General features: G+C 38.7%; 6 protein-coding genes. 1 reads left to right on the forward strand and 5 read right to left on the reverse strand.

The window, feature by feature from the left end; translation table 11 throughout:
- Positions 1–3: 3 nt before the first annotated feature.
- The 3 genes from ABXT71_RS03225 to ABXT71_RS03235 form a co-directional block, all read right to left on the reverse strand.
- Complete coding sequence (locus ABXT71_RS03225; protein WP_415372410.1) at positions 4–3,762, reverse strand: choice-of-anchor L domain-containing protein; 3,759 nt, start codon at positions 3,760–3,762, stop codon at positions 4–6.
- Between the two features lie 125 nt (positions 3,763–3,887).
- Positions 3,888–8,585 carry a gliding motility-associated C-terminal domain-containing protein gene (locus ABXT71_RS03230; RefSeq protein WP_415372411.1) on the reverse strand — a complete coding sequence of 1,566 codons (4,698 nt, stop codon included), beginning with the start codon at positions 8,583–8,585 and terminating at the stop codon, positions 3,888–3,890.
- Between the two features lie 654 nt (positions 8,586–9,239).
- A complete protein-coding gene (locus ABXT71_RS03235; protein WP_415372412.1) occupies positions 9,240–10,175 on the reverse strand; it encodes an endonuclease/exonuclease/phosphatase family protein in 936 nt (311 codons plus the stop codon).
- Positions 10,176–10,469: 294 nt separating this feature from the next.
- On the opposite strand from ABXT71_RS03235, the gene hflX reads away from it, so the two are divergent.
- On the forward strand, positions 10,470–11,681 hold the full coding sequence (gene hflX, locus ABXT71_RS03240; RefSeq protein WP_415372413.1) for a GTPase HflX: 1,212 nt from the start codon (positions 10,470–10,472) through the stop codon (positions 11,679–11,681).
- Positions 11,682–11,856: 175 nt separating this feature from the next.
- Here the strand turns inward: hflX and ABXT71_RS03245 are convergent, their stop codons facing one another.
- A complete protein-coding gene (locus ABXT71_RS03245) occupies positions 11,857–12,660 on the reverse strand; it encodes an SDR family NAD(P)-dependent oxidoreductase (protein WP_415372414.1) in 804 nt (267 codons plus the stop codon).
- The gene (locus ABXT71_RS03250) at positions 12,653–15,010 is read right to left on the reverse strand and encodes a M20/M25/M40 family metallo-hydrolase (protein ID WP_415372415.1); all 2,358 of its coding nucleotides are present in this window, start codon (positions 15,008–15,010) and stop codon (positions 12,653–12,655) included. The genes ABXT71_RS03245 and ABXT71_RS03250 overlap by 8 nt, the downstream gene beginning before the upstream one ends.
- Positions 15,011–15,098: the final 88 nt, after the last annotated feature.

Raw genomic sequence — 15,098 nt, forward strand, 5'->3', positions numbered from 1 at the left:
CAATTATTTGTTTAAATAGATAAACCCGGTTAAGGCTTCACCTTCTACTAAGTTGATCACGTAATAGTAATTACCTACTGGTAGGCTGCTACCATCATCCGCTTGTCCATACCATTCATTAACATAGTTAGCCAGCTCATATACTTTAAGACCATGGCGGTTAAAGATCATTAGGGTTTCTATTCCTGGTGATGCGTTTAGGTACTCTAAATCAAGGTTATCATTTAAGCCATCACCATTTGGCGAAATACCCTGCGTTATGATACAAGGTTGATTTGCATAGAAATCAACAAAGATATCTTCGCTAGCTAAACAGCCGTCGTTACTAACTTCTACCTCATAAACTCCACCGGCTTCAATTTCTAAAGTTGCTTCAGCTTCTCCCTCAAGAAGACCACCGTCTAAATACCATTGATAGGTAATAGGGGCTCCGTCTTCATTTGTAGCAGTTGCAGTTAGGGTCTCTATTTCGTTAGCACATTTTGTAAATGTAGTTTCGCCTCCATTAATCGTGACTACCGGCAAGGTTCTAAAGTTTAATGTGAGGTCATCACTAATAGTACATTCATCAATCGTTACGTCCACTGTGTAGGTACCATCTTCTAAAACTGTAATGGTAGGAGTCGTTTCTCCAGTACTCCAAAGGTATGTTGCTTCTGTTGCGTCTTCGCCTACTATTTCTGGGACAATTTCAAATGAAGCTATTCCACAGAACTCTTGACTTACACCTATGCTCACTGTGAAATCTACGACATTCACAAGAACCTCATCAGAACCCAAACAACCCCCTTGAGATGTTACAACTACAGAAAAAGCACCATCTTGATCTGCATCAAGTGTAGCATTTGTTTCTCCAGTAAGTTCAACGTTGTCTTGCGACCATTGGTAACTAACATCCATTAAATCTACAATATTTACCGGAGTTCCGTCAATGGTGACAGATCCACCTTCACAGACTAAAAGGTCTGGACCCAATTCTACCACAGGAATTTCGAAAAATTCAATAAAGATAGTGTCACCAATTTGGCACGTAGTATTGTCGAAAGAAACGGCTACCTCATAGGTGCCTGTTTCTGTCACAACCAGTGTGCTACCTGTTTCATCTGTTAGCAAGATACCATCTTGTATCCACTCATAGGTAGCATCATCAAAGGTACCTGCATCAAGTGTAATCTCTTCGCCTTCACACAGTGCATCACCACCGTTTATCGTAATATCACCACCAAGATCTAATTGACCAAGGTCAAAACTACCCCCTGCCAAGAATACGGCAGAATCAAAGGCGGTATCAGATCTATCTCCAATAACGAGTTTCACTGTATACACTTCACCAACCATCAATGGCACTGTCGCTGTAGTCAACGTCGTTGTCAATCCATCATATTCTACAGGTTGCGCATTTAGGTTATCTGCCCAATTACTCACATATAATTCTGGAAAATAATTTGTTCCTTCAACTTCTCCACCACATAAGAAAGTATCTCTATGTATTGTAAAAGTACTTACAGGTACATTATCTGAACCTTGAATAGAAGCAATATTTACTCCACCAAAAGGAGCTCCTGAAGTATTTGGTATACCGGGACCTTTTACTAAAAATGCAAATCCATCTCTAAACTGATCACTACACTCAAAATTGTCCTCATACTCTTCTGATGCAAAAATGAAGTCAAAAGTTACTAAAGGAATGTTTGAAGAAAACTCAAATTCGAATATCGTAGCATTCTGTGTGGGCACAGTAGTACCGTATTGGTTATCTAGTATTGTTTGAAGATCTATATCTCCACCCCATCCAGCACCAGCACCTGATGTCCCTGATTGTGAATTATTTCCTTCTGCAGATTCTGCAAACCCAGAGGATAAGATAATTCCATCTTCTAGATCAAAAGCCGTAGTTCCTCTTTTAAAATAACCCCAACTGCGCTGTTCAATATCCGTAACTCCGGCAGGATTTTCTTGAAGATTTGTAAATGTAATATCTACAGACCCACATCCACCCTGTTCTACAAATACCTGTTGCACTAGTTCTTCCGCAGTAAGGAAAGTTTCTAGGTCATTAATACTGTTGACGATAATCGTATCAAACGTATTCACACACACATCAAATGTTGTGTTCTGAAAAGGTTCATTAGTAAAACTGTATACCCGTATCCAATACGTATTACCTAGAGTGAAATCACTCGACTGGCTCACGTTAAAATCGCTACAGTAAATTTCTGTTAAATTATCGCAATCTGGGCCTGAGTAAACCGCATGTACTAAATCTGTTACATCGCCTACTACATTAAGCATACTCACTTGATGCGCAGTTGCTGTTGCTGTAAAGGTAAACCAAACATCATCGTCACCAGTTCCTGGACATGCTGAAGTAACACCCGAGTCTGTTGCTCCTAATAATGTTCCCGAAGTAGTCAAGTCACAAGAATCATCTGCATTTACTGCCACATCTATTGCCGCATCACATTCATCATTAGCGGGTGGTGGAGGTGGTATAAAAGAAGCGATACAAAGATCAAAGGTGGTCATCTCTAATGGGTTTGTACCATTTGACCAAACACGTATAGCGTATGTTTCTCCAATCGTTAATCCCGTTGCAAAACTATCATTATCGTCGTTACAAAACAGCTGCGTCAAAGTCGCACAATCTGACCCTTCATATACAGCATGTACTAAGTTTGTAGTACCTCCCACAATATTTAAAAGGGCAATTGTATGTATTTCTGTGGTTGCTACAAAAGTGTACCAAACATCATCATTAGCCGTCCCTATACATTCGTTAAGTACGCTAGACGATGTTGCTCCTCCAATGGTTCCTGAAGTGATTAAAGTACATTGATCATCTAAATTTACGACAGCAGGTGTTGCAAGCAAATCACACTCGTCATTTGGCGGTGGTGGCGGCGGCGGCACACAAGTAAGTTCAATATTAAAGTTACCAGAGGCATCTCCAAAACCATTAATGTAAAATAAATAATTAGTAGAAGCGTCAGACTCAAATACTAATTCTGAATTATTTCCTGCTCCACATGCTGCAAAGTTATCGTCGTTTCCAGCCACACAAACTTGACTAAAACAATTACCAGAAAAAACTTGTAGTTGTGTGTCAAAATCTGAACCACATAAAGAAACGGTTACAATATCTCCTGTACCCGCGAAGCTATACCATACACCTGGTGCATCACCAAAATTACCAACGTTACACGCTGGGTCTGGCTCATCTGCTTGAGTAGCTCCTACAGTTGTTGCAAAAAAGCTGTCAGCACAAGCTATAGGTAATGCGTCTGCACATAGATCATTCGTTACTGGTGGTGGTGGTATAGTGCAGGTGATTGTTAATTCATAATCTCCAGTACCTCCACCAAACCCAAATACATATATAAGGTAATCTGTTGAAGCATCTGAAACAAACGAAAACTCAGATTGTAATCCGCAAGAATCATCATTTCCTCCTACACAAGCTAAACTAAAGCAATTACCAGAGTACACTCTTATTTTTGTGTCATAACCTGGCAAGGAACATAATGAAAGATTAATGATGTCTCCATTTCCTGCTACGCTGTACCAGTTTCCTGCTGCACCATTTGGAGTTCCACAACCATCTTCTGGAGAAGTAGCATTCGTAGACATATCTGTATTGCCCGTTACGACGTCACCACAATTAACAACAATGGCATCATCACAAAGATCATTTGCTGAGACTTGCGCTTGCGCTTGCATCCCCATAAAAGCAATAATAAAACTGAATAGTAATTTTTTAATCATAAAATTGATTTTTTATTTACAACACTAATTTATCGAAATTTCTTGAGTACATATAAGGTGCTCCACCTTATTAGATTAAAGGCTGAGTTTACAGGATAAACACCCAAGAAATTCTCATAATAAAATTAATCTTCTCTATTTACATATACCCAACCACTTACTTCTCTTCCGTAAACAGCATCATCATTTTCTAACTGAATCACATAGAAGTATGTTCCTGTAGGCAGTGCTTCACCATCATTGGTTTGCCCACCCCATTCATTGACATAGTCAATATTTTGATAGATCGCTGTTCCTAGTCTATTAAATACTTGGAATAGCTCTATCCCAGATCTATCGTCTAAGAATTGTAAGTCTAGGGTATCATTCATTCCATCACCGTTAGGCGATATACCTTCAGAAATAATACAATTATCAACATTGTACAATGAAATATCAATAGTGTCTGAACCTAGACAATTTCCGTTGAGAACATTTACAGTATACAAAGCAGACCCTATAGTCCCTGCTGGTAACTGAATCACAATAGAAGGTCCACTTTCGTCAGCAATAACAGCTCCGTTAGGGTCTAACCATTCGTATACTAAATCTCCTTCTACATCTACCGCAGCTGTTAGCGTTGTATCCATATCTGGACAGGTCTGAAAATCTGCTCCTAGCGTTATTATTGGATTGGCTAAAAATGCTACCGAAACGGTAGCTTCTACGGTACAAACATCCACCAGTATGGTTAATGTATATACTCCAGTACTATCTACTGTTATTGTAGGTGTAGTTTCACCTGTACTCCATAAGTACGTAATTCCTGTTGTATCACCTGTGATGTTAGGGACAATCTCAAAAGCATCATCGCCTTCACAGAATGACTCGTCCATCCCAAGATCTAATACTGGTGCGTCAAACACAATTACTTCTGTAGTGAAAACATTTATTCCACATACCGGAGCGAATACTTCTAAGGTATATACTCCCGCAGCCGTTGGAACGAAAATAGGATCTGTTGAAACTACAGCACCTGAAGCATCTTTCCACTCGTAAGTCACCAAGGTAAGGTCTATGGCAGCATTTGTAACCGTCCCATCAATGGCTGGGAACTCTTCGTTAGAACAAATCTCAAATAAAGCCGGTAAGGTGATTCCTAGATTAAGGTTAGGTCCTATTTCTATATTAAATTGTGTAATACTAAAACAAGAATCTTGATCTTCTCTCTCTACACGTACCCAGATAACTTCAGGGTCTGATGTATTTGTATACATTGTAGGATCTACAAAAGCGTTTTCATCATTCATTGCATCCGCATCTGTCGTATGAAAAGTGATGTTAAAATCTGCCGCATCTAGACCGTTTAAAATATCCTCATTTTGAGCAGTAAGATCGTATGTTGCAAAGCCATCTTCATCATCATCACATCCTATTAGATCTTCTGGCGTAGCTATTTCTGGAGGAGTTCCCTCAAAGTAAAGACCTATATCGTCAATGGCAAAGTCATTTCCGCAGCCACCAAACTCTATATTCTCTAAAACCAACTCTAGTGTCGTGTTGTTTCCAGAGTTAAATTCCAAGAAGAATCTTTTCCATTCAAATTCTGATTGATTAGGAACATCTCCGGTACTAGAGCTACTTACGGTAAGCCCCGCAGTATCTTCAAATCTGTAAATAAAGTTTGTTGGGTCTCCATCAGCCGGACAAACATTAGCATCTGTATCGTACATAGTCGTAACCCATATCACAAAAAAGTAATCTGTATTTGCCTCTACAGCAATTTCTCTTCTATAAAACTCTGCCTGTGCAGGTAAATCACTTACGTTAATGATTAATGCATTTCCATCTGTGTCATCTTCAGTATGATCCTCCAAGTTTTGATGCCAACCTGTATTAATCGGGCTGGTTCCATTTTGAACTGAATAATCTAATGGGTCTAAGGTTCCACCGCCATCAAAGACATATGGAGCAGGAAGGAATGGGTGATCTACTGGCGCAGTACCTTCTCCAAAATCTTCTGAGAACTGGGTGTCAGTGCAGTCATATGTAATACAACCCACTTCACGCTCTACAATGACATCATCTTCTCTAATTTCTAAAGTGCCATCCGGAAGTTCTGCGGTTAATGTAGCCGTATACGTCGTTGTGAATGTTGGACAAACAGTTATAATTGGATCTGTTCCAATAACGGTACCTGAAGGATCTGTCCAAGTAAATGAACTCGCTGTGTTCTGTGCTCCATTAGGAACAAAACGCCATGTTTCATCAACAGCTTCCCATACACCCGTATTTCTATCCGTTGGCACACTAAATTCTGTAAGATCATTCCCCATCAAACCGAGTGTCGCAAGACCGTCATTCCATGCTGGACAAGAAGGCTTATTAATTAAGTTTACATCAATAACATTTATTGATTCATATAAAAGTATTTGCTGGGATGTAAAGAAAGTATCATCACAAGCACCCCCAAAATGGGGCACTTCATTAAAGTTAAGTACAAAAATTCGGTAAGGCGCTACTCCAGAAATAAAATAGTTTATTCTAGTGGGATCTGGATTCGTAGCGGGCTGTAAATCGTGATAAGCACCATAAATAGTGTTTAATGGGAAATTTCCATCAGTAACAGGCAATAGATCTTCTGGTTCTGAATTCCATCCATTGAAGCCTCCAGCTAAGGCAGTATTAAAAGAAATTTGACCGTTAGGGCCAACCACCAACTGGCTATAATCATTAGTATAGTAATTAAAATCAAAAGGTAAATCAATCACTTGACTCCAAGTATCATCAACAATTATATTTGTAGGCGTACCTCCTTCTAAAGGTGGCACATCACATAAGGGACCATCAATAAGGTACTCTGTAGTATCCAAACCAGGCTCTACGATAAAGTTTGCCATTAAGTCCACACACGCTATTTCACAATTTAAAAACACGTCTTCTCCTGCATCAAGAATGGTATAACACCCATCTACAATACATAAAAATGCAAAAGGCTCACTCATCAATGTACAATTAGGATCTCCCGGATTTACTGTTATAGTCACCACATCAACTGCTGGGTCATAAGGTCCCATTACAACAATTCCTGGATTGGTTATCACTTGAGGTGCTCCACCTACGTCATCTGTAATTGTCACACCACCCCCAGAGCCTACATCTGTAACGGTTACTTCTACATTAAAAGATTGTGTAGGTTCGCACATACCCACTACTTCATAGGTTACTACCGGTTCTGTACACTCCAAACAGATCACCGTGTAATCTATTGGGTCTATACCCGCACTACTTTCACAACTGAAAATATTGTCACTTTGCACTTGAAATGAAATTGAGTTTCCACTTGCAGTAAATACAAGACCAGCTAAATCTCCGTTATCACCATAAGGATCATCAGGATTTAAATTAGTCACTCCATCTGAGTCTAAAACAATGAATTCATCAAAACCATTCTCAACCTCTCCTGAATTAATGATCAAGCGTAATGGAAAAGCTGTATCTCCTTGAAATATGTTCTGGATCGTACTATCATCGCCATAGCAGTACGTATCATTATAAGAACCCGCAGCACATACTATATCAATTAATCCATTTCTGATACAAACATCAAAAGTTACATCATTCACAGGATCTGTCCCAAAAGTAAATACTCTAATATAATATGTCTGTCCTACGACTAACCCTTGAGCAAAACTTTGGTCTGCATCACTACAACCTATGTTTACTAAGGTATTGCAATCACCTTCATATAAGGCGTGTACTAGATTTGTTGGGTTTCCTGTTATGTTTAATAACTCTATTATCTGTACTTCAGACATCGCTACAAACTCAAACCAGACGTCATCATCTGCAATACCAGGACAAGGATTTACAAGATTAGAATCTGTTGCTCCGGCAAGTGCACCTGGTGTAGTAATAAAACACGTGTCATCTGCATTTACTCCAGCCACTATAGCATCATCACACTCATCATTTATTGGCGGTAGTGGTAATTGACGTATACACAAGTCAAAAGTTGTTGTCACAAACGGTGTTGTTCCAAAACTATAGATCCTCATAAAATAAGTATCTCCTATTGTGAGGTTTTGCACTAAACTCTGATCTGGATCACTACAAGCGATGTTCACTAATGCTCCACAAGTACCTTGATACAAAGAATGCACAAGATTTGTTGGTGCTCCTTGAACATTTGTAATTTCAATAATTTGAGATGCTGCAGTTGCTACAAAGCTATACCACACATCATCATTAGCCGTCCCTGGGCAAGGATTTGCTTCGTTAGAACCGGTGGCTCCTCCTATGGTTAGCGTTTGGTTTAATAGCGTACACGTTTCATCTGCATTTACTACGAGCGGTAATGCCGTCAAGCACTCATCATTTACTGGTGGTGGTGGTGGTGTAGTACACGTAATTGTTAATTCATAATCTCCAGTACCTCCACCAAAACCAAATACATATATAAGGTAATTAGTTGACGCATCTGAAACAAACGTAAACTCAGATCGTAATCCACAAGAATCATCATTTCCTCCTACACAGGCTAAACTAAAGCAATTACCAGAGTACACTCTTATTTTTGTATCATAATCTGGCAAGGAGCACAATGAAAGATCAATGATGTCTCCATTTCCAGCTAAGCTGTACCAATTTCCCGCAGCACCATTTGCAGTACCACAGCCATCTTCTGGAGAAGTAACATTCGTAGACATATCTGTATTGCCTGTTACAACGTCTCCGCAATTAACGACAATGGCATCCTCGCAAAGATCATTTGCAGGAGCTTGCGCGATAGTTAGTAAAGAAGAGAAAATAAAAGTGAGGCCTAGGAGTAATTTTTTTATCATGATGGTATTCCTAATATATATTTTAAGAGCACTAAATTATTGAAATTTTAGGACTAACAGCGATTAGTTTGACAAACTAGTTGTAAAGTGAGAAAATTAGGATAAAGTGTGAAATAAATGTTAATTATGAACTCGAATTATGAAAGCTTAATTGTCATTTCTGAAAATTTAACACCGATTTATAACTAAAGTTTAATTTTAAATTTGATTTCATATCAAAGAAGGAATCTTCATAGATATTCCAAAATTGAAATTTTTGAAAACAACAGCGATTGTCGCATGAAGAAAGAAAAAGTTGATGTTGGATAGGGACCTAATACAAGGTAGAAGAGAGTAAAGGAATTTTTAATGACTATCCTCTAAAATCTTTCAAAAACCATTTTGCGATGAAGGCATATAACTTATTATCCTTGGTGCTATTTACACCATGAAAACGGGCTTCTTTTATTCTGTACATAATGATATTAATACCGCCAACAAAGACAAGCAAAATAAATAAAACCAAAATAAGTAAAAGAAGATCCATACGTGTTTAGCAAGGATACCCTGTTTGTAGGAAAGCGCCAATCAAAATTTTGGTTTTTATTTAACATTTTTAATTTTTTTCGATTAAAAGCACACTATCAAGATTAAAAACAGACTTTAACATATTTTTTATACTATTTTAAAAATAGCATAGACAGGAAAATGATCACTGACCCCACCTAAATATTTATCCCCCGCATATGTTCTAAAAGGATTGCCTTTGTATTTACCCTTATTAATAATGATAGATTTCTCATTAAAGATAGCTGCCTTCTCAAATGAAAATGGATTATCATAAGGCTTTATAAAGTCATTAGACACTAAAATCTGATCAAATAAATTCCATTGGCCCCTATACGTTGCGCTTCCTTCATCAGGTGTGAGCAACAGTTGCATCGGATTATAAAAATCTGTATCCATAAGATGGGCGATACTTGCACTATGCGGATCGTCATTAAAGTCACCCATTACAATAATACGTGCGGCTGGTTCAGTACTTTTTATAGCAGCAATAACGGTTCTATTTTTCTTAGCGGCTTCCATTCTTCTATACGCCGTTTCATCTTCTCCCGCTCTTCTGGATGGCCAGTGATTTACTAACACATGTACGCGCTGTCCTTCAAGCTCGCCCGTAACGTGTAAAATGTCTCGTGTCAAATCTGGGTGTCCTTTTGGAGTAACGATTGGAACAAAAATAGCTTCACTCGTTAGCACCTTAAAAAATGAAGACCTATAAATCAAAGCTGTATCCACGCCACGTTCGTCTGGCGAATTAAAATGCGCAAAGGAATACCCTAACTCTTTTAAGTGAGGAGAATCTACTAATCGCTGCATCACAAACTCATTTTCGACCTCAGCCACGCCCACAAGTGTCGGATAATTAGGATTGTCTTGTTCCCCTATACGCGCGATTACACTCCCTAACTTTCGCACCTTTGCAGCAAGTCTATCCTCATTCCATTTACGGTCACTTTGGGGTGTGAAATCTTCATCCATCTTTTCAGGATCATTCACCGTATCAAAAAGGTTTTCTAGGTTGTAAAATGCAATGGTGTAGCGACTCATATTTGATTTTCTATTTACGATATAAAAAAGGGATTCGATATTAGTACATTTTTTTTCTTCGGAAATGTGAAACAATAAATTTTATGAAATCATCACTACTCCATAGAGCTCATAAGACGCTTTGATTTCACAAAATCATTAGATAAACTTAGAGACCTAATGAGACATTGCTCCACTTTTCACTACACGTCCATTTTCATCTTCAATTTCGATTTCAATTTCAATTTCAATAGTGTTAGTATATTGGTCTAATCTACAAAAAACAAACCATTCCCTTATTGTATCTTTGCTCTTATGCTAGACGAAAAGAAAATAGAATACGAAAAAACCATCTTGATTGGAGTTGTTACTCAAGATCAAAACGAAGAAAAATCTAAAGAATACCTTGACGAATTAGAATTCTTAGCCTACACTGCGGGTGGTGAAGTTAGAAAACGATTCACTCAAAAAATGGCTTCTCCTAACCCAAAGACCTTTGTAGGAACGGGAAAGATGGAAGAAATACAGGCATACATAGAAGCACACAGCATAACCACTGCCATTTTTGATGACGAGTTAAGCCCAGGGCAACAACGCAACATAGAAAAAATACTGGAGTGTAAAATTATAGATCGCACCTACCTTATTCTAGATATTTTTGCACAACGCGCGCAGACGAGTTATGCACGCACGCAAGTAGAATTAGCTCAATATCAATATTTATTGCCTCGCTTAACAGGACTCTGGACTCACCTGGAACGCCAGCGTGGAGGTATAGGAATGCGTGGTCCTGGAGAGACAGAAATAGAAACAGATAGACGTATTGTTCGAGATCGTATTACCTTACTGAAGAAAAAAATGCTCGCCATAGATAAGCAGATGGCAACCCAACGAGGCAATCGAGGTTCGCTTATACGTGTGGCACTTGTGGGGTACACAAACGTGGGAAAATCTACTTTGATGAACGTGATTAGTAAAAGTGACGTCTTTGCAGAAAACAAATTATTTGCAACCCTGGACACCACGGTACGCAAAGTGGTTATCGGCAATCTTCCTTTCTTACTTACAGATACCGTAGGATTTATTAGAAAACTCCCTACCCAACTAGTCGAGTCTTTTAAAAGCACGCTAGATGAGGTGCGCGAAGCAGATTTATTACTTCACGTGGTAGACATTTCTCACGAGTCTTTTGAAGATCATATAGACGCTGTAAATACGATTCTTACCGAAATTAAAAGTGCAGATAAGCCCATCGTAATGGTCTTTAATAAGATTGATGCATATGAGCCAGAAACTATAGATGACGACGATCTCATTACAGAAAAAACAAAAGCGCATTACACCTTAGAAGACTGGAAAGGCACGTGGATGAACACAGAAAATAATGATGCGATCTTCATCTCTGCTACCGAAAAAGTAAATCTAGAAAATTTCAGGAAAATGGTTTATGATAAGGTCCGAGAACTACACAGCAAACGTTTTCCTTATAACAACTATCTCTATCCGGATTATCACGAAGAAGAATAGTCGAATGGTTTTTGATTGTGTGTTTTTTACTTTGGAAATACTTAAACATTGATTATTCTCAGTAAAGGAATCTTGTCATAACATCCTGAAGCGTCGGGAGATTTAGAATCTTAGGTCCCGAGCAGCGTATTGATTAACCGCTCGATTAACACCTGTTTTTTAGCTTTGTCATTAATCACAACTCGTTCTTAAACGTATACCCCAACACCAGCTTCACATTAACAGAATCCACTTGCTTATGGCTTACTTCGGTATCTTCAGAAAAGATAGGTGGCTCTAATCCTAGCGTTTCGGCTTTTGCAGTGTAATACGTTTTCTTCAAAGGATGAGATGGATGCACGGCATTAAATATTTTGCCCAGATGTTCTTGTTTTATTATTTCAGAAATAACCCCAATGCAATCGTCCCGATGGATCAAATTTACGGGCGCATTACCGCCGCTTAAATCTTTTCTGCCCGCGAGATACTTAACAGGTTGGCGCGTGCCACCCATCAAGCCACCAAAACGCACGATACTCGTTCGCAATCCGGGAGCGTTAAAAAATAGCTGCTCTGTTTGAAACAATTGCCGTCCAGCATCATTTTCTGGAGTTGGTAAGTCGCGCTCGGTGACCACTCCTTGCGCATCACCATAGACAGAAGTACTGCTTATAAAAATTACATCGTGAACATCATTTGCTTTTACTTCTCGTAAAAAGTGAGACATCTTAAGCACATAGTTTGAACCCGAATTACGCCGCAATCCCGGTGGGATCATAATTATCAGTATAGCAGCATTTTTTAGCAAAGCTTGTGATGCTCCTTCCACGCCTTCTTCTGTGATATCAACAGCATAGGCATCTATTCCTTTTGCCTGCAGCGTGGTTGCTTTTTTTACAGAAGTCACCGAGCCTTTTACAAGATACCCCTGCATCATTAACTTTCGCGCCAATGGTATTCCTAACCAGCCTAAGCCAGCAATTGCAATTGTTTTACTCATTTAAAATTGTTGAAGAAAGTGAATCTCTTTTTTGAACGCTCAGAAGTTCTAAATCAAACGTTCTTTTAGTCACAACAGCATCTGTATTTACAAAAGGCATAGGCATCATATGTGCGGGTCTCGTGTTGACACTAAATTGTGGATGTGTCATTAAATCAAAAGAAAACTCCATCACAGTGAAGCTAGGCATCGTCATTTTTATAGTACTATACTTTATTTCTAAGGAGTCGTTATCAGCGACATAATATCGCAACAAACGATTGCTTCGCCTGTTTTTAAAATCACTCACGGAGGTATCTTGACTCACCTTCTTACCGTTGAATTCTAAGGTCTCAAATTGAAACTCCTTATTTAGATATACAAACAACTCGTGGGTGTCGCGCTGTGGCAAAATTGTCACAGTAGTAGCTCTGCTATTTGTTGCTGCAGAATCTACCTCTATTCTAATTGTTGCGGCTTTAATGTCTTTAGCCGGCGCCTCTTTTGCAAAAGAATACCCGTTGTTATATTTACTACCTGCTGCACTATCTATATATTTTGAGGCCTTTTCTGGTGCATCTCCAAGATATCCTTGAGTCCACTCGTCTATCTCGTCGTCATAGGTCACCCAAAAGCTCTCATTTCTATCCTGATCTTGATAGTACAATAAACTGTTAGGCTTTTTACGCGAATCTGTATAATCACTTTTTGCATGGGCAATTACAAAACAACCAATCGCCAACACAAAAGCGATTGCCGCAATAAAGTTTTTCCATCTATAAAATCCAAATACAGGAATCAGGAGTCCAAAAGTAAGGACTACAAAAACGCTGGTTAAAACAAGCATTTTTAAACCTAGCCCTACAGGGAAAAACTGAATCAAGGGTGAAAAGAAAAATAAAGCAGGGACTCCTAATAATGTCATTAAAAGAAGATTTGGTTTTTCTTGACGAATAAGAATATAGAAAGACAGGAGCCCAAAAAATATCGGGATGATCCAGTACGCTGCTCCTTTTAATAGAATCGCCACCGCCACATTAATGAGTAACCAGAACACAAGTGGAGCTACATAAAAACTAGCAACGTGATACTGGGCTTTAAATCTTTTATAAATTTTAAAACAGATGCCAATACTCAATAATACGAAAAAGGCAATATACCAATGCCCGTTATAGGTAAAGCCTTGCTGAATATCATTGTACTGAGGATACATCGATTTTAAAATAATCCAGCTAAAATAACCAATCACACCACATATAATGAGGGAGAGTAAAAAAGCGCCAAAACCACGCATAATATCTTTTGCCTTTAAGCGTCCTTTATAAATACCAAAGAAAAGTAGCGCGATAAAGATGATAATCGCGAAAACAAGCATAGGGGTCACCCAAGAAAATGGATACGTAATCATTTTTATTATTGGTGCATTTACATACACGTTATCTGTTTCTGCTTTTAGGTCGCCAAGGTCTGCATCTGCAAAGTAATGTAACATAGGAAGCAAGTAACTTCCTTGATGTTGCAATGTTTCTCTGTCTAGATTCTCATAGGTATCATTTGAGGTATGGTAATCAAAATGATCATCAATAAAAGCAAAGAAGAAACTATCTATATCGCCGTCTTCTCTAAACACCGTAGAGTCTGTATCGTTAGGCAGCATCTTGTAGATGCTATACATTAAAGAAGATGCTACAGGATAATCAGGATTTGCGGCGATAAAAGCTTTTACCAAGTTTGCATTCCCGCCATTGGTCTCTAGAATCATGTTGCTAGGACCACCACTCCCTCTTGCTTCAAAGTTAAGAACGAGTCCAACATTTTCTGCCAAGGGGCTGCTTTCTACAAAGTTTTCTGCACCATCTAGCCCTATTTCTTCTGAATCTGTGAAGAGCACAATGATATCATTTATTGGTGTTTTTCCAGATGCTTTATAAGCTCTCAAACTTTCTAGAATAGTGACGACACCACTTCCTGCATCACTAGCCCCATAGGATGGCATTTTTGCGCTATCGTAATGAGAGAGTAGTACCAAAGATTTTCCTTGTTCACTTCCTTTGATCACCCCTACTATGTTTTTAGGTCGCACAAGCGCGCGATACCTTTGATTGAGGTTAAAATCTTCTTGCACGTGCGTTTCAAGTCCTAATTGTTTCATTTCTGAAATAAGAAACTCCCGCACTCTTGTATGTTCTTCACTCCCATGAAAATGGGGTGCCTTAGTTATTTCTTTTAAAGGAACAAGCGCTCTCTCTGCTGAGAACGCTGTTTCAGCAATGGTTGCTGGAGCCCCAGAGCGGGGCATTAAACTATAGAAACTGTAATAAATACATCCTAAAACTAGTAGGAGAGAAATGATTCCGGCTATTCTTTTCATTATTGATAGTTTGTGTTTAAAAGTACGACTTTTTACGGTTTTGGAATTTCTTAAATTAAAACACATCTAATAATTTGTAAATAAATCG

Source organism: Patiriisocius sp. Uisw_047 (assembly GCF_047730165.1).
Taxonomy (GTDB): Bacteria; Bacteroidota; Bacteroidia; order Flavobacteriales; family Flavobacteriaceae; genus Patiriisocius.